The sequence below is a fragment of the Brevibacillus porteri genome, assembly GCF_003013475.1.
Taxonomy (GTDB): domain Bacteria; phylum Bacillota; class Bacilli; order Brevibacillales; family Brevibacillaceae; genus Brevibacillus; species Brevibacillus porteri.
Genome location: NZ_PXZO01000042.1, coordinates 104,806 through 127,272, shown reverse-complemented (window position 1 = coordinate 127,272; position 22,467 = coordinate 104,806). Strand labels below are relative to the sequence as shown.

Here is a 22,467-nt window from a genome sequence, read left to right as displayed (position 1 = left end):
TTCCTATTCCGGTGCTAGCTTGCTGCCATCTCGGCCCCGACCGTTTCCTCTGCCCGCGACGGAATGTCCGAGATAAACAGTCTCAAACTATCTTATAAACAGTCTAATTTACGTTATAACTCACACCTGCGCGAACGCATGGGACATTTTCCTGATCGGATTACCGATGGATACGGGTGCAATAACTGCCCAGAAGATCGATGCAGCCATACGTGACATTCTGAATCAATAAACATTCCGCAGCCACATGAAGGAGCAATGTCAGTACCTATTTAATTGATGGGGTCATACTATATTGCCTCCTGTATTTTTTGATTGGGATACAGTTGCTATTCTAAGGTCGAGTTATCGATAAAACAAATTATGTTTTAATAGCATATCCATAAATAAATTAATAGATATAATTGAAAAGGAAAAAGGCTTATTGCTCTTGGAGTTCCCAAGGCAAAAGCCTTCTTAACTTAACGGCTAAATTCCTTTTCGAACATGGCTTGATTAGCGATGACAGGTTCTTGACCGACCGCATTGATGTTCGTCACCAAAATATTCTTCCCGCCTAAGGTACCACCCGCTAACGTTTCAAATCCATGAATGCCGCCTCCATGTCCCCAATAGGTCTTTCCGTTCGGCAGTGTTACTTCATAAAGTCCCAGTCCATATTTGCCAAAAGGTGAGTCCACACCTGTTGTCATCTGTTTCAACATCTCGTCATTTAATAATTTCCCACCCAAAAGCGCACTAAAAAAGGTGGTCAAATCTTTGCCAGTCGAGATCATTTCCCCCGCAGCATTCGCCCATGAAGGATTATACTCTGTGAAATCAAACAGTTTCCCTGCCCGATTCATGCTATAGCCTGTGGCATGCTGGCCCGGGATTTTTGGATTACTACCACTAAAGGATGTATTTGTCATCTGAAGCGGGTCGAGGATCCGTTTCTTCATCTGCACATCGTACGTTTCTCCTGTCACCTTTTGAATAACAAGACCAGCCAGTACGGTATTTGTATTCGAATAGTCAAAGCCTGCCCCTGGTTGAAATACTGGCGGCTTAGCCAGTCCCATACGTACAAGGTCATTAACGGTATATTGAGGGAATGAGGTAGCGTACCGCATGTCTGTACTCGTATAGCTTGCAATCCCGCTCGTTTGGTTCAATAACTGACGAATCGTGATTTTGTTGCCGTCATACCCATTACCCTTTACCACACCTGGGAGCCATTTTTCTACCGAGTCTTCCAGATTCAGCTTTTTCTCCTGAGCCAACTGTAAGACAAGGGTAGCAACAAACGCCTTTGTGACACTGCCAATACGGAAAGTAAAGTCTGGTTCCATCGGATTTTTATGATCGAGGTTGGCAACACCCGCTGCATAAGACCAGTATTCTCCGTCTCTTAACCCAGCAGCAACTATGCCAGGGATTTCCTCGCTTTTTGCTTTCTCATCAATGAAGTGTGTCACTTCTTCCCCATGTTTTTGAGCAGCTTGATCCGGGGTGGATGGTTGCTTGGCTTGTCCCGAGAATTCAGTCATCTGGATGCTCTCCATATGAGGAACAGCACCTTCTAATACGTTGATACTCATCGCGATCACATGCTCGCCGTCTTTTGTTCCACCTGCGAAGTTGGTGAATCCAGGAATGCCGCCTTGATGACCCCATATAGTAGTGCCATTCGGCAAGATTACTTCCTGAATACCGAGTCCGAATTTCCCGTGTGGAGTATCAACAGTGGTCACCATTTCTTTCTGCATTTCAGGTGGTAACAGTTTTCCACCTAATAAAGCACTGAAGAACGTAGTCAAATCTTGTGCAGTCGAGATCATACCCCCTGCCGCGTCAGCAAACGAAGGGTTAAGGTCAGTCATATCCATTAATGTACCGGCATTGTTAAAGTAGCCATTCGGACTCTTTTCAGGCAAGGAAGTAGAGCCCCCAGGCAATAGTGTGTTTTTTAATTGAAGCGGCTCAATAATTCGTTTCTGAATTTGCTCTGCATACGTTTCTCCAGTGACCTTTTGGATAATGAGTTTCATAAGCACAGTATTCGTATTCGAATAGCCGCCTGTGGTCGGTTTATGCTTCAATGCACGAGAAATTAGCTGTTCAACTGTCAGCGTTTGAGTAGAGTTCGAAAGTAAACTTTCCTTGAGTTCACCATCTAAGTAGTCGGTAACTCCACTCGTATGATTTAATAACTGACGAATCGTAATTTTGTTACCGTCATATCCGTTTCCATGGACAACACCTGGCAGCCATTTCTCCACCGAGTCATCGAGGCTTAGCTTCTTTTCCCCAGCTAGTTGCAGGGCAACTACACCGACGAACGATTTCGTTATACTCCCGATTCGAAAGGAATAGTCAGCTTCCATCGGTTTCTTACTTTCTATATTCGCTTCGCCGGAAGCATACGACCAGAAATCATTTCCCTTCTTTACTGCAAAGAGGACACCTGGAATGTTTTCGCTGGCAGCAGCTTTATCAATCGCTTCTTTTATTTTGGCATGATCCGTATTTTGTTGTTGCGTGATTGCTTGGTCCACACTTGCTTCCGCACAACCGTAAGTAGGAAGTATCAGCGTTCCTATCAATAATGCAGATAACGTAAGGGACGCTCCTTTTTGCATGTGGAATGGTTTCATTTCGCATCGCTCCTGTAAGTTGAAATGTGTTGTTTCACACATCCACCTTATTCTCAGGGCTGTAAAATCACATAGTGACAATACCGTTCTATCTATATATGACAACGTGCTAACCCATCATATTTCCGGCATGATAGAATGTCATAAAGGCTATATGACACGGCGCATTCTGCTTGACGAATCGGGAATTGGTGAGGCATGATGAGTCAGAAACATTCGGGAAATTCCTTACCATTCAAACGAGCAGGAGTACATGAAAAATGATATTCAACATAAAAAAATGGTTCTGGTACAATTGGGTGATTTTTGCCTTGCGAACGATCTGGCTAGGCATCATCGTCATCGCAGATGTTATGTATCCGGCAATGATAGCCGTTCCGTTCGGAGTCATCATCCTTAGTGCCCTTTTGGTTTATGCCATTCCATTGATCGTTCAATATAGAAAAAAAGATTGGTATCTGGCAGTCGAAGTCGTAATGACAGGCTTTTTTTATCTATTTGTGGCCTTTGTAGCGCCTGGATTGACTTGGCCTTTCGTTTTACTAGTAATCATTATTGGTGTGGCCAGTAGTCGCAGAACGTATATGTGGACGGGAATCTCTAGTGGGATTATTTTTCCGGCTCTGAACGGGTTGATTACCAATCGTCTCCCGTACGAGTTCATGTTTAGTTGCAGCTTTGGTTTTGCGATTGGTATGGCATTTAGCATATTAATCGAGTCTCATAAGCAAGGCCGCATTATTCAAGAACAGAAGCAATTATTGGAGCAGCATATTAAGCAAATCGAGGAGCTGACACTGATCGAAGAACGTAATCGGCTGTCACATGAGTTGCATGACACGATTGGACATGCGTTAACCTCTTTGATTGTTGGCGTGGAATCGCTCCGATCCTCGGTTCCTGATTCACAGGTCGAACGAGTTGATAAACTTGTCTCCATAGCACAGGGCAGCCTGGATGATATCAGAAAGCATCTGCATCAGCTCTCTCATGCTCATGCCCGGTTCAACCAGTCGTTAAGTGAGTCGCTCCTGGAACTGACGGAAGAATTTATGAAGTCAACAGGTGTAACGGTCAACTTCCGTGTGATCGGAAGTGAGACGCTCGTTATGCAAAAAATGAGCATTTCTTTATATCGTTGCCTGCAAGAATTGCTCACAAATGCGGTTCGTCACGGCCAAGCAAGTGTGATAGCTGTTGATCTGTATTTCGAAAGTCAGCAACTCCGTTTACAAATTGAAGATAATGGAAACGGACTAGAGTCCATCGAATTCGGCTTAGGACTAAAGGGAATAAAAGAACGGCTTGAGCAACAGCAAGGTACGCTGTCCGTTCATTCACAATCAGGGCAAGGGACCGTTGTCATTTGTAATGTTCCCATACAGGCAGAAGCTGGACAGGGAAGTATCCGCCTGCTTATTGTTGATGATCAGGTGATGATTGCCGACAGCTTACAGCAAATTTTAAGCCAGCAGGACAACTTTATCGTTGTGGGTACAGCGAGTGATGGGCAAGAAGCTTTAGAACAGTGTGAGCGACACCAGCCGGATATCGTGTTAATGGACGTGCACATGCAAGGGATGAACGGACTGGAGACCTTCCTTCAAATGAAAGAACGTTGGCCGAACATGAAGATTGTGGTCATGACAACGTTCGAGGATTCGGTACAGGCAGCATCAGCGTTGGAGCACGGGGCGGAAGGATATATGCTGAAGTCTACTCGTCCAAAAGAGATGATGGAAGCGCTGAAGCTCATCTATAGCGGGGGAACGTGGCTTGATCAGTCGATCGCTACACGCGTATTTGAAGAGATGAAGCGCCAACGTGAGCAATTAGAGAAGTACAGCCCGAATGATCCCTATGGATTAACGAAACGGGAAAGGGAGATTTTACAGCTTTTATCGGATGGGCTTCGTTACAAGTCGATTGCCACCAAACTATATTTATCGGAGGGAACGGTACGGAATTACTGTTCCACTCTTTACTCGAAGCTCGGTGTCAGCAACCGGGAAGAAGCAATTGAACTGGCACGAACTGAGAGTATCCTATAGATGACAAAAAGACGGGAGAAATCCCGTCTTTACTCTTCCGGCGTTCGGTCGAGGAACAGCCGCGTTACCTTTGTGTAATCCCCTTTTTCCACTTCTTTTTCCGTCGCCTTTTCTTCCAAAGGATCATGACCGTACATGCTTGGCGCTACTGTGGGCTCGTGCTCGCCAGAACCTCGCTTTTTCTCCATGATTCACCACTCCTTTTGCCAGTAGGGTGTGATGGATGGCTTATTCTTATCCCCGATTGCAGCATATGACATTGGAAATGCTATTTCAAAAGTACCGATCTTCAAGATCCGGTGCTTTTTTTGATGACAAATTGTCATATAGGGTAAGGAGAAAACGTTGGTAACAGGGCGTCTGAACCTTATGACAAAACGTTACTTGTTGTACAGGCAGTGCCCGGGCCATACTTTGAGCATACAAAGTTGTTTGGAGGAAAGAGAAATGAACTTGACGGCCTTTTACAGAAGTAGCATCGTCGCGGTATCGATTTGTGGTTTACTCATAACAGGATGCACGAATACAGCTCCATTAACCGAGACGGACAGCGAACAACAACAAGGGAAGAAGGCAGAAAATCTAAGTCCAAAAGAATGGTTAGAGCTGAACTCTTTTCAATTGAATAGCGCTGAGCCTGGGACTGATCTTAAAGATATTGAACCGCTGCGCCAAATGATCGGTTCTGCTTCAATCGTAGGTTTAGGTGAGGCAAATCATGGAAGTCGTGAAATTTATACGATGAAACACCGGTTTGTTGAATTTCTCGTCATGGAAATGGGCTTTACCACCCTTGTATTAGAAGAAAACTGGGGCAACGCATTGAAACTTGATCATTACGTTCTCACAGGAGAAGGGAATCCGAGTAAATTCCTAATGCCTATATTTCAAACAAAAGAAATCGTAGACATGCTGGAATGGATGCGTGAGTACAATGCCGATCCCGAGAACGAAACGAAACTGCGGGTGGTCGGAATGGATGTACAAAATGTCAGCGAAAATGTATACGATGAGATCAGACAGTATATAAAAAAATATAAGCCTGACCTGCTGCCCCGTGTGAATAATAAAATGAAGGAACTTGCCGAAGTTACGAAGGACCTGGAAACCTATTCAGCTTTGCCAGTGGCCATTCAGAAAAAACATCAGGAGCAAGCGAAAGAAATCACGGAAATATTGGAACAAAACAAAAGCAGTCTGAACGGCCAATCCAAGGAGTTCGCAAGGATTAAGCAACACGCCAAGGTCATTGAGCAATTTACTGGCATGTATTTCAACTTCTCGGAGAATCCATCTGATTTATTTTTGAAGCATGATATCGCGATGTTTGAGAATGCGAAGTGGGCTCATGAACAGCTGGGAAAAACAATCGTATGGGGTCACAATGGGCACATCGCAAAGAACAATATGTTGCAAGAGGTATACCCGAAGCTCGCCGGTCAGTATTTACTGGAGCATTATGGAAAGGAATATGTAACGATTGGAACTTCATTCGGGAAAGGCGATTATAACGCGTTTAACATTGAAAATAAAATTGTTCCAGCTACCATTCAATCGAATGATCCAAAAACATTCAATCATACTCTGGATCAAGTCTCAAAGGATCAATACTTTGTTGATTTACGGAATGCTACAGGTCTCACCCAAAAATGGTTAGAGGAAGAACGGCCGTTTTTGATTGGATTCGGTTCTGCTGATCCAAGCAAACCAAACTCTATAACAACTTCGCTTGGGCAAGCATTTGATATTCTCATTCATATAGACACAGTGAGCGCTGGCAAGCTTGTTCGTTAAATAGCAGAAAGAAACCGGCATTTACCCAAGAGCAATGGGCAGAATGCCGGTTTTATTATATAAGAAACCCCATCAAGCGTTTCACATTGTCGGTGTTTTCGCGGGATGTCAGCGACTCCAGCAAGGTGAATGCCACATCAAAAGCGGTCGAAGGGTTGTACGAGGTGATGACATTGTTGTCGATCACGATGGATTGGTCAGGGATGACATCTGCGCCCATCGCAGCTAGTTGCTTTTGCCGCAACTGGTTGTTCAGGTTGTAGGTCGTTGCTTTTCGTCCTTGCAAAATCCCGCTTTTCCCAAGGGGAAGTGCGCCAACACAGATGGAAGCGATCACTTTGCCTTGCTTTTCAAATTCACGTATGAAAGCGAGAACGTCCTCGCGATAAGCATCCTCATAAAACCCCGCCTGCTCAAAACCGCCAGGCAGTGCCAATGCATCGAAGTCATTTACATCCGCATCGTCGATCACCATTTCGGGGATCACAGTAAAATTCCACGTGCATTTCAGCTCTTTGCGCGTTCCCACCGTCACCAGCTCCGTTGTTCCGTCGCCCTCTTCCTTGTTCCAGCCGATCACATCTGTAAATACGCTAGCCTCTACTGCTTCAAAACCATTCGGTAATAACAAGCACACTTTTTTCATCGAAAATCAGCTCCTGTGTTCGAATCCTTCAAGCCGTACCGGTACTTACCAAGAATCATATGCTATCATTGATTATTAGTAAAAATGAAAGTTCTGAAGATGATCTTCAGGATTTCTGATAATAAATATGCGGGCAAGGGGGAGCGGGCATGGAGATTCGCCAATTTCAAACCTTTAAGGCAGTCGTCGATTTCAACAGCTTTACGAAGGCGGCACAAGCTCTGCAATATTCACAGGCGACGATTACCTCCCATATTCAGCAGTTGGAAGAAGGAATGGGTGTCCCTCTGTTTGATCGATTGGGAAAGAAAATTCAGTTGACCGCTTATGGCCGCGAGCTGTACACGTATGTCGAGGAGCTGCTGGTTTCGTATGCGAAGATCAAGGATATATCGGCGAATGAGCAATCACTGCAAGGAGAGCTGCGCATCGGAGCCTCGGAGACGATTACGATCTATCGGCTGGGTGACATTTTGTCTAAGTACAGAGCGAGCTACCCGGGTGTGAATATTTCATTTGTAATGGACGACTGCAGTCGACTGCGGGAAAAGCTGCATGATGGTCTATTGGATATCGTGATCACGTTGGAGCCAAAGCTCGATGATCCGAATCTGGTCGTGGAGCCGTTCTCTACGGAACGTTTGGTTTTTATCGGGGGGCGCGATCATTCGTTTGAAAAAATAGAGGATGCTGGCGAGGAATGTATGATTTTTAGCGGGGAGCATTGTGCTCTGCGGCGGTTTTTTCAACGCTTCCTGGAAAAAAGAGAGATCAAGCCGAAGCACCACCTGGAGTTCTCCAGTATGGAAGCGATCAAGCAGAGTGTGGCGAACGGGCTAGGCGTGAGCTTGATGCCGTATATTAGCGTCGAAGCCTTGTTGAATGAGCAAAAAGTGAAAATAATAGCGTGCGAGGAAGAGCTGTTGTTCTATGCGCAAATTGCCTACCATAAAAACAAGTGGCTTTCACGGGCACATAAGAAGTTTATTGATTTCATGCTGGAAAGTCGGGATATCGGGTAAAGCGGCAACCAACAACCAACCAGTCTGTTTTGGTCTAGAACCAGAGCAGGCTGGTTTTATTTTCGGAAAATTTCATAACTTGTTTGACATCCGTTTTTCTACAATGCTAAGATCGAAATGAAAGTAAACGAAAGGAAAATGGAAATAAAACGAAACAAGATAATTCATGATCGTAAGGAAGTGAAGTCCTATGCTGGCAGCCGAACGGCACAGCAAGATCCTCGAACAATTGAAAGCAGAACAGAGCGTAACCGTCAGCCAATTGAGTCTGGCGCTGGATGTGTCTGAAGTAACAATCCGAAAAGATTTGATCAAGCTCGAAAACGATGGTCTCTTGACGCGCATTCACGGGGGAGCGACGATTACGAATTTCTTGCCATTGGAGCGCAGTTTTACAGAGAAGCTGGAAGAGAAAAGCGAAGAGAAGCAAGCGATCGCTCATCAAGCGCTGTCGCACATCCAGCCGGGGGACACGGTTATTCTCGGGGCAGGGACAACGATGATGGAGCTCGCCAAGCTGCTGCGCGGCTTGAATGATCTGACTGTCGTGACGAATGCGGTCAACATCGCCATGGAGCTGAACAGTCAAGGCAAGCATCACGTTATCTTGATCGGTGGAGAGATGCGCCACAAATCCTTTGCGCTCGTTGGTTCTGTCGCAGCGGACAATTTGCGAGGACTTTCTGTTTTCAAATGCTTTATCGGGGCAGATGGGGTTCATCCGGAAAATGGGCTGACGACACTCAATCTGGCAGAAGCGCAAATCAACCAAGTCATGATGGAACGCGCCAGAAAAGTCTATGTGCTGGCCGACCACAGCAAGTTCGGAGAGACGCATTTGGCGAAGTTCGCCGGGTTGTCCGATGTCGATCGGATTATTACGGATGCGGCGGCACAGCATCTTGTCAGTAAGTACGCGGAGCTGGGCATCAACCTGGAGCTGGCGAGCTTGCAGGGCGTGACCAGGTAAACTACCAGATCAGAAAGGAAACGGAGGGATCGATATGGCGTTGGTATCATCGACACAGATGCTGCGCACAGCAAGGGAGCAAGGATATTGTGTGGGGGCATTCAACGTACACACGATGGAAATGCTCCAAGCAGTAGTGGAGGCGGCTTGCGAAGCAAACGCACCGCTCATTTTACAGACCACAGTCGGAACGGTTCGGCATCTCGGACCTGAGTATATAGCAGCAATTGCCCGGGTAGCCTCAGAAGAGGCCCGGGTGCCGATTGCCCTGCATTTGGATCATTGTCATGAAGAGGAGCTGATCGTGCGATGTATCGAAGCGGGTTATACATCGGTCATGATCGATGCGTCGATGCATCCTTTTGCGGAAAATGCGGAGATGACGCGGCGTGTAGTGGAGCTGGCTAGGGAGCGCGGTGTCAATGTGGAGGCAGAGCTCGGCAAGGTCGGGGGCGTGGAGGACGATCTCGTCGTGGACGATGCAGATGCTGCACTGGCTGACCCGATTGAGTGCGAGAGATTTATCGAGTTGACTGGCGTAGATACGTTGGCTCCGGCCATTGGTACGGCTCACGGGATTTACAAGGGGGAGCCGCGCATTGATTTTGCTCGTATCGAAGAGATTGCTCGTCGTGTTTCTGTGCCGCTTGTATTGCACGGCGGTTCGGGAATTCCCGAGGAGCAGGTGAAGCGGGCGGTTCAGCTCGGCATGGCAAAAATGAACGTAGCGACAGAGCTGCGTATCGCGTTTTCACAAGCGATCAAGGGCGTATTTGACGACAACCCACAGGAAAACGACCCACGCACCTATATGAAGCAGGCCAAGCAGGCGGTCAAAGAAGTGGCTCTCGCCAAGATGGAGATGTGTGGTTGTATCGGGAAAGCTAGTGGACGTTAATCAAAAAAAGGGAAAGGGACGATTTTACATGCGTATGAATCTCGATGATACAAAAGCACTGCGTGAACTGGATACGATTCGGGCACTGCAAGATACGGAAAGCTATGATGAGCAGTTTAAAACAGGCTTACAATTATCTGATTCTTTAGATGTGTCGAATATTTCTGTTAAAATTGAAAATATTGTGGTGCTTGGCACTGGTGGCGGTTCGGCTGCGAGCGTCAATTTGATCAAGTCGTATTTGTTTGACGAGTTGCAAGTGCCGCTTCAATTAAATCAAGGCTACACCCTCCCGGCTTTTGTAGATGCGAAGACGCTCGTCATCGTCGTTAGCCACTCCGGCAATACAGAAGAGGTCGTCAGCGGCTACGAAGCGGCCATCGCCAAAGGAGCACAGATAGCCGTCATTACGGCGGGCGGAAAAGTATTGGGGCTGGCTCGTGAACACAATCATGCGTGCTTGATTGTACCTGGCGGAATGATGCCTCGGATCGTACTCGGCTACATTTTCCTGCCGATTCTCGCCATCTTGACGAAGCTCGGGCTGATTTCCGACAAGCGTACGGAGGTCGAGGAGACGATTGCCCTGTTCGAAAAGTGGAAGCACGTCTACGGAACGGACTCTCCGATCGAGAATAATGAAGCCAAGCAAATCGCCATCGAGATGGATGGACTGATACCTGTTGTGTACGGAACGCTACCGTTTTTCGATGCTCCTGCATGGCGTTGGAAAAACCAGCTCGGGGAAAACAGCAAGCTGATGGCATTTTGGAACGCCATTCCGAGTCTTCACCACGACGAAGCTGTGGGCTGGGATTCGCCGTCTGCACTGCTGAAGGGCGTTCATTTTACACTCATCCGCGATCAGGAGGATAGTGAGAAGACGACCCAACGTGTAGAGATCAGCGCTGACATTTTGCGTGAGCGCGCTGGTGGGGTAAGGGTGGTTCACTCCCACGGCGTGTCCCGAATGGCTCGTTTGTTTTCCATCGTGTACTTGGCTGACTTCGTGTCGCTGTACGCTGCTCTGATTCGCGGCGTCGATCCAACCCCTGTAGAAGTGATCAATTTGTTCAAACAAAAAATGGGCCAGCCGCTCGTTACTGTGCAGGTGAGATAGCATGCTCGTAACGGTCACACTGAACGCGGCCATCGATAAGACGTATCGCCTCTCGCATTTTCGTTCTGGAGAGCTGCATCGCACGACTGATGTACTGAGCTTGCCCGGCGGAAAAGGGCTAAATGTAGCGCGTGTAGTGAAAGCATTGGGGCAGGATGTAGTCGCAAGCGGTTTTGTCGCTGGTCACAACGGGAGATTCATCGCGGAAGGCTGCGAGTGTGAGGGGATTACGTCCTCCTTTATCGAAACGAGCGGAGAATCCCGACTGTGTCTCGCTTTTCTCGACGAACAGGAAAAGAAGGTGACAGAAGTGCTAGAGCAAGGTCCTGCGCCCAGTGAAGAAGAGATCAGTCGCTTGCAAACGCGTTTGATCGAGCTGGCGGACCAGGCACAGTACATGGTTTTTTCCGGAAGCTTGCCAGGTGGCGTTCCAACCGAAACATACGCTGCGCTCATCCGAGGTGTCGCTGGGAAAGGAACCGCATGCGTGCTCGATACGAGCGGCCAGGCCCTGCTGGAAGGAATCAAAGCAACACCCTCACTCATCAAGCCCAATCGACCGGAAGCGGAAGCGATTCTCGGATTTTCGCTGGATAGCGACGATGCCAGATGCAGAGCCATACGCGAACTGCGTGAGCACGGTGCCCAGCGAGTCCTTCTCTCGTTAGGAGAGGAGGGCGCGTGGTTTGGCGATGGCAAGGAGACGTGGCGTATTTCCGCGATTCGGTTAGCGGATACCGAAGTGAAAAATACAGTGGGCTGCGGTGATTCGATGCTTGCGGGTGTCCTTGTCGGAAGGCTGCGAGGCTTGGCTTGGCCAGATGCGATTTGGCTGGGGATGGCATGCGGCGCCGCGAATACACGGTCGTTAGGAGCGGGCATGATCGTGCCCGACGATGTGCAGAGGTTGAGGAGTCAACCGATGCATGTGGAGCGAGTCGAGTAGAATGACTGGTTCAGAAGGGAGGAGTAGCATGCGCCATGTAATTGGCCTCGATGTCGGCGGTACGACAATGAAAGGGGCGGTCATGGACGAGAATGGGCGAATTCTCCTCCGGGCTGCCAAGGAGACAAAAGTTCATAACAACTTGCCCATCTTGATCGAGCGAATGGCTGCCTTGATTAACGAACTGCGGGATCAATCACCCGTTCAAATAGAGGCAGTAGGGATCGGATTTCCTGGTCCTTTTGATGCGGAAAATGGGATATCGGTTCACTCGCCTAACTTTCAATTGCACCAGGCAGACTTGCGGACACCACTCGCGAAGTTGGTGAAACTGCCGCTTTTTTTTGAAAACGATTTACGGACAGCTGCACTCGGAGAAGCCATTTTCGGTGCGGGTCGTGAGGTAAGTCACCTCGTTTTCGTGCCGCTTGGTACAGGGGTGGGAGCAGGGATTGTAAACGAAGGAAAGCTCGTTCGGGGCAGTCACGGATTCGCGGGAGAGATTGGTCATGTGCGCTATCCAGGGCTTACTGCTCCATGCAATTGCGGCAAGCTCGGCTGTGTAGAGACGGTCGCATCTGCCACAGGTATTGCGAGACTGGCCCGTGAACGCTTAGAAAAGGAGCTCGATGCTAATCCGCGGCAAGCAAAAGCCTCTCCTCTGTTTACTCTGTGCGATGGACAGATTGAGCGGATTACGGCTGAGCAGGTGGCTACGGCAGTGGAACAAGGTGATGCGGTGGCGATCTGCGCATGGAACGAAGTGTGTGAAGTAACGGGCTGGGCTTTGTCTGTGTTGGTGAACGTATGCAACCCGCAGCTCGTAGTGATCGGCGGTGGGGTTTGTCGGGCTGGGGAGCTATTGCTGGCCCCGGTACAAGCGAGTGTACAACGGTACGCCATGGAAGTCGTTCATCAACAGACAAAGATCGTTTTGGCCGAGCTCGGTGCAGATGCAGGAATGCTCGGTGCTGGCGCCTTGGCCCTGCAAGCAATGAACAGGGAACAAGGAACCGTGAAATTGTAAAAAGAGGAGTGTACATCGATGAAACAACGGTATGACTGGGCAAATCATCAGCTGCTTGAGCGAAATCGCTTGGCGGCGCGGGCTTACTTTTTGTCTTACCCGGAAGAATCGGGAGCACTGACATATGAAAGAGGCGCGACACCGTGGTTTCAATTGTTGAATGGGCATTGGCAGTTTGCATACGCAGAATCACCGCTGCGTGTACCGGAAAACTTTTTTGCCGCCGATTATGACGCAACGGAGTGGGCCCGGATTCAGGTGCCGGGGCATTGGCAGCTGCAAGGGTACGGAAAACCACATTACACGGACTTGTATTATCCGTTTCCGGTCGATCCGCCGCATGTCCCGTCAGATAACCCGACAGGCTGCTATTTACGAGAGTTTACCGTAGCGTCTGCGTGGCAAAATCAGCAGGTGATCCTGCGGTTTGAAGGGGTCGACAGCGCTTTTCATGTGTGGCTGAACGGGAAGGAAGTCGGCTATAGCCAAGGAAGCCGCTTGCCATCTGAGTTTGATGTGACGGAGCTGTTGCAGGAAGGCAGTAATCGCTTGGCTGTTCAAGTGTACCAGTGGTCGGACGGTACGTATGTTGAGGATCAGGATATGTGGTACTTGAGCGGGATTTTCCGGGATGTTTCCCTGATTGGCAGACCGAAGCTGCATGTGAGAGATCTGGCAGTCGTGACTGATCTGGATGATGAATGCCGCCATGGTGTGCTGCGGGTACGTGTCCATGTAGAAAACAGTTCGGCAGCTTCCTATGATGGGGTGAACGTGACCGCAAAGCTGTTGGATTCATCCTACATGCCTATCGCTTCGCTGACGGACACTGGGGCAGGCGAGCTGGCAGCCGGCCAAGAAAAGGTCGTGACTTTGGAGCTTCCGGTGCAGGAGCCGAAAAAATGGTCGGCGGAGGAGCCAAACCTGTATCATCTGCTGCTTGCGATTGAGCAGGAGTCGGGCGAAAAGACAGAAGTCATCCCGATTCGCGTGGGCTTCCGACGGATCGAAGTAAAAGGAAACAACTTCTTCGTAAACGGTAAAGCGATTCGCCTCAACGGCGTGAACCGCCATGATCATCATCCCGATCTCGGGCGTGCAGTCCCGTATGAAACGATGCGTGAAGATGTGCTCATGATGAAGCGATACAACATCAACGCCGTTCGTACCGCGCATTACCCGAACGATCCGCGTTTTTACGATTTGTGCGACCAGTACGGATTGTATGTCATGGACGAAACCGATTTGGAGACGCATGGCTTTCAGTTAACGGGCAACATTAGTCAGCTGAGCGATGATCCAGAGTGGGAGCAGACATACGTGGAGCGCATGGAGCGCATGGTGGAGCGGGACAAAAACCATCCGTCGATCATCATGTGGTCGCTTGGTAACGAATCCGGCTTCGGCTGCAATTTCCGGGCAATGGCCGCTTGGTGCCGACAAGCGGACCCGACTCGCCTCATTCACTACGAGGAGGATCGCGAAGCAGAAGTGTGCGATGTATTTTCCACCATGTACTCCTCGGTAGAAAAAATGATCCAGCACGGTGAAAATGAACATTTGCAAAAGCCGCATATCATGTGCGAGTATGCTCATGCCATGGGAAATGGACCCGGTGGCTTGCGCGACTACGCCAATGTGTTTGACAAATATCAACGCTTGCAGGGCGGTTTTGTGTGGGAATGGATTGATCACGGCTTGCGTCAATATACGCCGGATGGGCGAGCGTATTATGCCTACGGAGGAGACTTCGGGGACTACCCGACGAATGGCAACTTCGTCATCGACGGACTGATTCGTCCGGATCGCACCCCATCCCCTGGATTACTCGAATACAAAAAAGTGATTGAGCCGATCGTCGTCGAAGCGAATGATTTGGAAAGCGGGCTCGTCACCATTACGAATCGCTATGATTTCCGCACGCTTGCGCACGTGAGAATGGTTTGGAGTGTGACAGCAGACGGACAAGTGGTGCAGAGCGGAACGCTGTCGCTGTCACATACAGAAGCAGGAACTCGCACCATTGTAGCTGTTCCCTATACCTTGCCCGCGCAGGTACAGGATCGGACCGACTACTGGCTGACTCTCTCCTTTGTGCTGGTCCAAGATGAGAGCTGGGTACAGGCAGGACATGAGCTGGCGTGGGCACAATTTGCCTTGCCAGTGACCGCTGCCCAACAGGTTACGGTCGCTCCCTATCAGGCTGTGTTAGGCAGAGTAGATACGAAAGAAACAAAAACGGACATCACCCTTACAGGAGCAGATTTTCAGTTCGTTTTTGACAAAGTGAGCGGTGTGCCGGCGAGCTGGGTGTTTGCAGGCAAGGAGCTGTTGGTGGCAGGACCTCGACTCACGTTTTGGCGTGCTCCGATTGACAATGACATGTACGTAGTGGAAGAGTGGCGCAAGGTGTACCTCGATCGTTTGCAAAATCGAGTGGAGGATGTAAGCATCCAGCAGGATCGAGCAGATCGTGTGGTCATTACCTGCGATGTACGGATTGCTCCGCCTGTATTCGACTGGGGATTTGCATGCCGCTATACGTATACCGTGTTCGGAAATGGCGAGGTGCAAGTAGATGTTCAAGGCACACCCAAAGGCACCCCGCCAGCAATGCTGCCACGAATCGGCTTGAAGCTATTGGTCGCCAAAGATATGGAGCGTGTTTCGTGGTATGGTCGTGGTCCGGGAGAGGCGTACATCGACAGCAAGGAAGCCAATCGCATCGGGGTGTATCACGCGAGCGTGGATGAGCTGTACACGCCGTACGTGTTCCCGCAGGAAAATGGCAATCGCACGGACGTCAAATGGATGTCGATCACGGATCAGCGAGGCATTGGGCTTTTCGCGATGGGTCAACCGACCTTGGAATTTAGCGCACTTCGCTATGATACGGACGATCTGGAGCAAGCGAAACACACGACAGATCTCGTAAAAAGAGAGTATGTCACACTGCATCTCGATTATCGACAAAACGGGCTGGGTAGCAATAGCTGCGGACCTAAGCAATCGGAGCAGCATGCCTTGCGTCCAGAGGAGTTTTTCTTCCAGATGAGGCTAACGCCTTTTTCGAAGGATACGATTTCTCCGGTTCAGTTGTCTAAGCGGAATTTGTGTGACTAACCGCTGATTGTTCTCGAAGGCATCGCCGAAACGTTGTACAATCTAATTAAAGATTGAATAGTGCAACTAATCAAAATCCGGTGGTGGTTCTGTCACATGAAGTCATGGTCGCTCTTTCCGCGCAGAAGCATTCATGCCAAGCTGCTCGCTTTTATGCTGATTGCAGCCATTATTCCGCTGATTACGCTAGGGAGTATGGCGTATTGGAAATCGTCGATGGTCGTTCGCGAGCAATTTAGCAAGTCAGGCGAGTATATCGCTACGCAGCTGCAAATCCAGATCGACAACTACCTGAGTCAAATGAGATACATGGCTTATGACATCAATACGTACGTGTCAGACCCGACGTTGGTCGTCATGCGGGAGGAACAGCCGAAGACGTACACAGGCTTCCTGGAACAAAAAAACTTCGAGCGATACCTGGGGGCGCACTGCAACCTTGATACAAAAGGCATTTTTATCGTGACGCCCTCCGGTTACTTTTTCGGGGAAAATGTGATCAATGGAAAGGATCTGATGCGGGAATGGTGGTGGAAGGGGCTGCCCGCCAAGCTGGATGAGGAGCGATGGATCGGTTTTTACACACCACGGCATTATGTCGGATTTCAGGATGAGGCGGAGCTGCGAAATCAGGAAAAGGTACTCGGTCTGGTCGTTCCCGTTCTCAGCGGTTATGGCGTATTGAAGGATAGCCGGATTTTGATCGAGATGAAAGCAGGCAAGCTGTTTCAGTTGTTTGAACAGCTGGAAGAGGACATGAGTGCGTATGTGACGATTACAGCCAACAATGGCGAGCTGATTTACCAGACTGCGGGTACGTTCGTCCAGCAAGAGAGCGATATCGTCTGGAACAAGCCACTGGAGTCCAACAACTGGATGATTCAGGTGCGCTTGCCTTACGAGCAAATGAACCGCTCTGCGGAAGTGATTCAATCCTTTTTTATCGCGGCGCTGATTCTTTCGGCCGTGCTGGCACTTCTTTTGGCGTATTTATTTTCCAAACGGATTACAGGCAAAATCAAACGACTTCAAGAAACGATGCGGCTGGTAGGAACAGGCGAGCTGCAAACACGAGCTGAGGTCGATACAGAAGACGAGCTGGGGCGGTTAGGGGTGAGCTTCAACCAGATGGTGAGGCGGATTCAGACGCTAATCGCCGAGGTGAGTCGCACCGAGCAGTTGAAAAAGGAAGCAGAGCTGCGAGCCGTTCACTACCAGATCAATCCGCATCTGTTGTTCAATACACTCAATTCCATCCAGTGGAAGGCAAGATTATCTGGCGCCAATGAAATCGGCAATATGCTTTATCATCTCATCAAAGTGCTAGAGGGCAACCTCGACATCACGCAGGAGCTCGTCCCGTTGGAAAAGGAACTGCAAACCGTCGAGCATTTTCTGCAAATCCAAGAGCTGCGGTATGGGCCCGTTTTTCAATTTGAACAGACGGGAGTAGAGGCTTGCCGTCGCTATTTGATCCCGCGAATGACTCTCCAGCCGCTTTTGGAAAATATCTTTTTCCACGCATTCGAAGACGGGCACGGAACGATCCGGATCCGTGTCAGTGAAAAAGAAGGGCTTGTGACGCTGCTGTTGCAAGATGACGGTGCAGGAATTGTGCCGGAGCGATTGGCCAAACTTCTCGATCCTGATCTAGAGCGTTCTAGCAAACGAGGGCTCGGTGTGTACAACGTCGATCAGAAGTTCAAGCTTCATTTCCGTATGGAGCACGGCATGAAAATTTCATCTGTCAGAGGAGAAGGAACCACAATTCAAATCACATGGCCGAAAAGGGAGGAAATTCCTGATGAACATCAAGGTAATGATTGTGGATGACGAAGTGCTGGTGCGAAGAGGACTGAAGGCAATGGTGCCGTGGAGTCGCTACGGGATGGAAGTGGTAGCGGATGCACCGAATGGTCGGAAAGGCTGGGAGGCTTTCCTGCAAATACAGCCCGAGTTGGTGATTACGGACATCGTCATGCCGGAAATGGATGGGTTGGAGCTGTGCAGGCGAGTGAAGGAGCACGCTCCCCAAACAAAGATGCTTTTGCTCAGCTGTCACCGCGATTTTGCTTTTGCCCAGCAAGGAATTTCTCTCGGGGTGTCCGGATATTTGTTGAAGACCGAGTTTCAGGATGAGGAATGGGGGACGTTGTTGGAAAAGCTGCGGTCTGAGCTGGCAGGCGAGAGCGCGCGACCCGAAAAAAGTAGGGAACGCCCTGATGAATGGAAGCGGGAATTCGGTGCGTGGTTGACTGGTTTGAGCCGGGATTTCGAGCAAAGCTTGTCCTCCCTCCTGCAATCACACTGGTCGTGGATGAACGATTCCGTGCGTGTATGGCTCTTGGAAGGGATGGGCAGCAGTGCAAATGGCGAGGAACAGGAGCGGGCATGGATTTCACGGGAGCTGGACAGCCAATGGGAGTGGATCGCATGTGGCGATATCCGTTTTTTACTGACTCCCGCAAGTATTAGCAGACAGGTAGAATCCTTGCTCGTGGAATGGAAGCTGGCTGGAAAGGTGACGAGCTGGGAGACAACCGGCCCGTTTGCTGGACTCGAACCGTGGATTCAGACGGTACGAATGCTCTATCAGCGCACGGAGCGGGCGCGCAAGTACGGCGTCATTCAAGACCCGTGGCAGGAGCCAATCAAGCAGGCTGTTTATTACGCGCTCGATCGTCTGGATACGCCATTGACGGTCAGTGAGGTAGCTTCACAGGTGGGACTGAGCCGTAGTCATTTTAGTGTGATGTTTAAAAAGGGAGTGGGCGAGAGCTTCAGCGAGTTTCTCGATAAGCGCAGGGTAAAAATGGCCCGAGCGATGCTGGATGAAACAGCTCTGTCCATTCAAGAGGTAGCGGAGCGAGTCGGTCTTCCTGACGCGAAATACTTCAGTAAATGGTTTAAAAAATGTACAGGGATGACCCCGAGCCACTACCGTTTCAAACAAAAGGAGGGTTCCAGTCGAACAATCGTCCACTCCACCGCGCAAACCTGAACAAAGCGAAAAAAAGGAAACAAATTGACGCACTATTGCGAACAGTTGGCGGTTTCACCGTTTTTTTCTCTTCATTAAAATAAAGAAAATGAGGGGTAAATCTAGGGGGGATCACAGATGAAAAAGGTTGCGTCAAAATGGATGGCAGCTGGTATGGCACTTCTTTTGGCCGTCGTAGCTGGTTGTTCACAAGCCCAGCCAACAGGAACAGACGGCACGTCTAGTAACACAGGTACGACAACGCCAGCATCGTCTGATAAAAAGGAAACGGTTACATTGCGTTTCGCGACTTGGGACACGGACCAAATGCTGAAGATCCAACAAGATATCGCGAAACAATTCGAACAGAAAAATCCGGGTGTGAAGGTACAAGTCGAGGCATATGCAGATGGTTTTGATCAGAAGCTGGTAGCGGCATTCGGAGCGAAAAACCCGCCGGATGTCATGTACATGTGGGATTTCCCAACGTACAACGCCTCACTCGAGCCATTGGATGAGTACGTAAAGAAGGACCCATCAGTGGCAATCGACGACTTTTACCAAGGCCTCTTAAACTATAATCGATTCGATGGAAAATTGTTCGGTCTCCCAGCGGGCTTCTCGACCCGGGTCGTATTCTACAACAAAAAGCTGTTTAACGAAGCAAATGTACCACTTCCGACAGACGACTGGACGTGGGATGATTTCAAATCGGCTGCCAAACAGCTGACCGTTCGCGACAAGAAGCAGTACGGCTTCGCTGTTCGTTCGGAGCCGGATACGTACGATTTGCAGCAGTTCGTGTGGAGCAACGGCAGCAGCTTTATTAGCCCTGATGGAAAAGCCATCGAAGGCTACATGAACAGCAAGGAAACGGCAGAAGCCCTGCAAATTTTCAGTGATTTGACGAAAGACAAGAGCGCTTTGCTTGTCGGTGGAAAAAACCAGCAGAGCGGGAACGACTTGTTCAAAGCGGGTAAGCTCGCGATGTATGACAACGGCGTATGGTCGCTCGAGTCGTACAAGAAGGCGAATGTCGATTTTGGTACGGTCGTGATGCCGCAATTCCCTGGCAAGCCTAGTAAGGGTGTCATTGGAACCTCCTCTGTATCGATCGCCAAGGATTCCAAAAACAAAGAACTGGCTTGGGAGTTTTTGAAGTTCTTCGTTTCCAGTGATGCGATCAAAATGCGTACATCTGACTTGCCTGTGCGTATTAGTGTCGTACAAGAAAAGAAGCTCGATCAGGACCCACTCTACGCGCCGTTCTATAAGACATTGGAACAATCGACTGACACGCCTGCCTTCCTGTTGAATCCGCACTGGAACGAAATCAACCGGAACCTTTCCGCAGCGGTCAATGCGATCATGATGGGACAAAATGCCGAGGAATTACTGAACAAGGCAGTCAAAGACTCCCAGAAGTTTTTAGAAAAATAACGGGAAGGGGTCAGGGAATTGAATACAGAGAGTGTTGTGACACATAAACAGCCTGCCATGACCGTTCAACCGAAAAAACTCAAGGGAAGGGCGTTTCTTACGCCCTATCTTTTTATCTTGCCTTGGATTCTCGGCTTTCTCGCTTTTACGCTGGGACCGATGCTGTTTTCGCTCGTCATGAGCTTTTTTGATTGGCCTGTCGTTGGTGAGGTTACGTTTGTCGGCTTGGACAACTACGTCAATATGTTTACGGACGATCCATTGTTTTGGCAATCGCTCTGGATCACGATTAAATTTGCGTTGTTGTTTGTACCGTTGAATTTGTTCATCGCGTTGTTTTTGGCCATGATGCTGAATCAGAAGGTAAAAGGCAGCGGCTTTTTCCGCACCGTATTTTACTTGCCGAGCGTGATTTCCGGTGTGGCGCTGGCGATGATTTGGGCGTGGGTGTACGACGGGGAATACGGTATTTTCAACTATTTGCTCAGTCTGGTTGGGATTACAGGTCCAGATTGGCTAAACGATACGACGTGGGCGCTCATTGCCATGGTAATCGCCAGTTTGTGGGGGCAAGGCTCCATGGTATTGATTTTCCTGGCGGGGCTCAAAAGCATTCCGGAGAGCTTGTATGAAGCGGCCTCGATTGATGGGGCAGGGGCAGTGCAAAAGTTTTTCCGCATTACACTGCCGATGGTGAGCCCAACGATTTTGTTTAACCTGATTATGACGATCATTAGTGCGTTCCAGCAGTTGAGTCTAGCACTCCTGCTCACAGGAGGCGGACCGTTGCAGTCTACGTATTTCTATGCCATGTACGCGTACGACAACGCCTTCAAATACTTCAAGATGGGATATGCTTCGGCGAACTCCTGGTTTATGTTTGCGATCATACTGGTATTGACCTTCATCGTGTTTAAAACGTCCGGCAAATGGGTGTACTACGAGGGCGACAACCGCAGGGGAGGGGAAGAAGCGTGATACGCAAAACGATCGCTTATGCGAGCTTGATCTTTTTCTCTTTCCTGTTTCTCGCACCGTTTTACTGGATGATCTCTACTGCGCTCAAGTCGGACGATGAGATTTTGCAGTATCCACCAAAATGGATTCCGGATGTGCTGCATTGGGAGAACTTCGGGAATGCGTGGATGTCGCAGCCGTTTAACCTCTATTTGGAAAACTCGTTGACGGTGACGATCCTGACCACGATTGGTCAGTTGATTTCGTCTTCGCTGGTCGCATACGGCTTTGCTCGGTTTACGTTTAAAGGGAGAGACTTTCTGTTCATGGTCGTTCTGGCCACGATGATGATTCCGTGGGAAGTAACGATGATCCCGCTGTACATGGAATTCAATTACCTTGGCTGGATCAATACGCTCAAGCCGTTGATTGTTCCTTCGTTTTTTGGGTCAGCGTTTTATATTTTCCTCATGCGACAGTTTATTTTGACCATTCCTCGTGAGCTGGATGAGGCAGCGCGTATTGATGGTGCGGGTTCGTTTCAGATTTACGCACGGATTATTATGCCGTTGATGATGCCTGCTCTGATTTTGGTGAGTGTATTCAACATCTTGGGCACATGGAACGATTATTTGGGTCCACTCATTTTCTTGAATGACCAAAGTCAGTACACGCTGACGCTGGGACTGGCGCAATTTAAAGGGATGTATGAAGTAGAGGCTACCGGGCTGATGGCGGTAACGTTCCTGATTTCGCTTCCGCCGTTACTCCTCTTTTTCCTCGCACAACGATATATCGTAGACAATTCAGCTGGCGTTGCTATTAAGTAAGAGGCTATCAAGTAAGGAGGGAGCAGA

General features: G+C 49.2%; 17 protein-coding genes. 14 read left to right on the top strand and 3 right to left on the bottom strand.

Annotated elements, in window-relative coordinates; translation table 11 throughout:
• Positions 1 to 461: 461 nt before the first annotated feature.
• Positions 462 to 2,636, bottom strand: a complete 2,175-nt coding sequence (locus tag C7R92_RS20950; RefSeq protein ID WP_106835532.1) for a serine hydrolase domain-containing protein — start codon at positions 2,634 to 2,636, stop codon at positions 462 to 464.
• Positions 2,637 to 2,896: 260 nt separating this feature from the next.
• On the opposite strand from C7R92_RS20950, the gene C7R92_RS20945 reads away from it, so the two are divergent.
• A complete protein-coding gene (locus C7R92_RS20945; protein WP_106835531.1) occupies positions 2,897 to 4,687 on the top strand; it encodes a helix-turn-helix transcriptional regulator in 1,791 nt (596 codons plus the stop codon).
• 29 nt (positions 4,688 to 4,716) lie between these two features.
• On the opposite strand, the gene C7R92_RS32395 is transcribed toward C7R92_RS20945, so the two are convergent.
• Positions 4,717 to 4,875, bottom strand: a complete 159-nt coding sequence (locus C7R92_RS32395) for a hypothetical protein (RefSeq protein WP_167403225.1) — start codon at positions 4,873 to 4,875, stop codon at positions 4,717 to 4,719.
• Between the two features lie 259 nt (positions 4,876 to 5,134).
• Here C7R92_RS32395 and C7R92_RS20940 point away from each other — a divergent pair, with 259 nt between their 5' ends.
• A complete protein-coding gene (locus C7R92_RS20940) occupies positions 5,135 to 6,481 on the top strand; it encodes an erythromycin esterase family protein (protein WP_106835530.1) in 1,347 nt (448 codons plus the stop codon).
• Between the two features lie 55 nt (positions 6,482 to 6,536).
• Here the strand turns inward: C7R92_RS20940 and C7R92_RS20935 are convergent, their stop codons facing one another.
• Positions 6,537 to 7,127: a DJ-1/PfpI family protein gene (locus C7R92_RS20935; protein ID WP_106835529.1), complete on the bottom strand. Its 591-nt coding sequence runs from the start codon at positions 7,125 to 7,127 to the stop codon at positions 6,537 to 6,539.
• Positions 7,128 to 7,276: 149 nt separating this feature from the next.
• Between C7R92_RS20935 and C7R92_RS20930 the strand changes: the two genes are divergently transcribed.
• The 12 genes from C7R92_RS20930 (at position 7,277) to C7R92_RS20875 (ending at position 22,440) form a co-directional block, all read left to right on the top strand.
• Entirely contained in the window at positions 7,277 to 8,149 is an 873-nt protein-coding gene (locus tag C7R92_RS20930; protein WP_106835528.1) for a LysR family transcriptional regulator, read from the top strand.
• A gap of 190 nt (positions 8,150 to 8,339) precedes the next feature.
• Positions 8,340 to 9,119, top strand: coding sequence for a DeoR/GlpR family DNA-binding transcription regulator (locus C7R92_RS20925; protein ID WP_106835527.1), 780 nt, complete (start codon positions 8,340 to 8,342; stop codon positions 9,117 to 9,119).
• A gap of 34 nt (positions 9,120 to 9,153) precedes the next feature.
• The gene (gene fba / locus C7R92_RS20920) at positions 9,154 to 10,017 is read left to right on the top strand and encodes a class II fructose-1,6-bisphosphate aldolase (RefSeq protein ID WP_106835526.1); all 864 of its coding nucleotides are present in this window, start codon (positions 9,154 to 9,156) and stop codon (positions 10,015 to 10,017) included.
• A gap of 28 nt (positions 10,018 to 10,045) precedes the next feature.
• Complete coding sequence (locus C7R92_RS20915) at positions 10,046 to 11,137, top strand: bifunctional phosphoglucose/phosphomannose isomerase (protein ID WP_106835600.1); 1,092 nt, start codon at positions 10,046 to 10,048, stop codon at positions 11,135 to 11,137.
• A 1-nt stretch (position 11,138) separates the two neighbouring features.
• A complete protein-coding gene (locus C7R92_RS20910) occupies positions 11,139 to 12,083 on the top strand; it encodes a 1-phosphofructokinase family hexose kinase (RefSeq protein ID WP_106835525.1) in 945 nt (314 codons plus the stop codon).
• A 28-nt stretch (positions 12,084 to 12,111) separates the two neighbouring features.
• Positions 12,112 to 13,110 (top strand): ROK family protein, encoded by a 999-nt coding sequence (locus tag C7R92_RS20905; RefSeq protein WP_106835524.1) that lies wholly within the window; start codon positions 12,112 to 12,114, stop codon positions 13,108 to 13,110.
• Between the two features lie 18 nt (positions 13,111 to 13,128).
• Entirely contained in the window at positions 13,129 to 16,233 is a 3,105-nt protein-coding gene (gene ebgA, locus C7R92_RS20900; protein ID WP_106835523.1) for a beta-galactosidase subunit alpha, read from the top strand.
• A 96-nt stretch (positions 16,234 to 16,329) separates the two neighbouring features.
• Positions 16,330 to 18,066 (top strand): cache domain-containing sensor histidine kinase, encoded by a 1,737-nt coding sequence (locus C7R92_RS20895; protein ID WP_106835522.1) that lies wholly within the window; start codon positions 16,330 to 16,332, stop codon positions 18,064 to 18,066.
• Positions 18,038 to 19,234, top strand: coding sequence for a response regulator transcription factor (locus C7R92_RS20890; protein ID WP_106835521.1), 1,197 nt, complete (start codon positions 18,038 to 18,040; stop codon positions 19,232 to 19,234). The genes C7R92_RS20895 and C7R92_RS20890 overlap by 29 nt, the downstream gene beginning before the upstream one ends.
• Positions 19,235 to 19,351: 117 nt before the next feature.
• Positions 19,352 to 20,653 carry an ABC transporter substrate-binding protein gene (locus tag C7R92_RS20885; RefSeq protein ID WP_106835520.1) on the top strand — a complete coding sequence of 434 codons (1,302 nt, stop codon included), beginning with the start codon at positions 19,352 to 19,354 and terminating at the stop codon, positions 20,651 to 20,653.
• 57 nt (positions 20,654 to 20,710) lie between these two features.
• Positions 20,711 to 21,631: a carbohydrate ABC transporter permease gene (locus C7R92_RS20880; RefSeq protein WP_170831617.1), complete on the top strand. Its 921-nt coding sequence runs from the start codon at positions 20,711 to 20,713 to the stop codon at positions 21,629 to 21,631.
• Positions 21,628 to 22,440 (top strand): carbohydrate ABC transporter permease, encoded by an 813-nt coding sequence (locus C7R92_RS20875; protein ID WP_007720306.1) that lies wholly within the window; start codon positions 21,628 to 21,630, stop codon positions 22,438 to 22,440. Before C7R92_RS20880 ends, C7R92_RS20875 begins: the two co-directional genes overlap by 4 nt.
• Positions 22,441 to 22,467 lie beyond the last annotated feature (27 nt).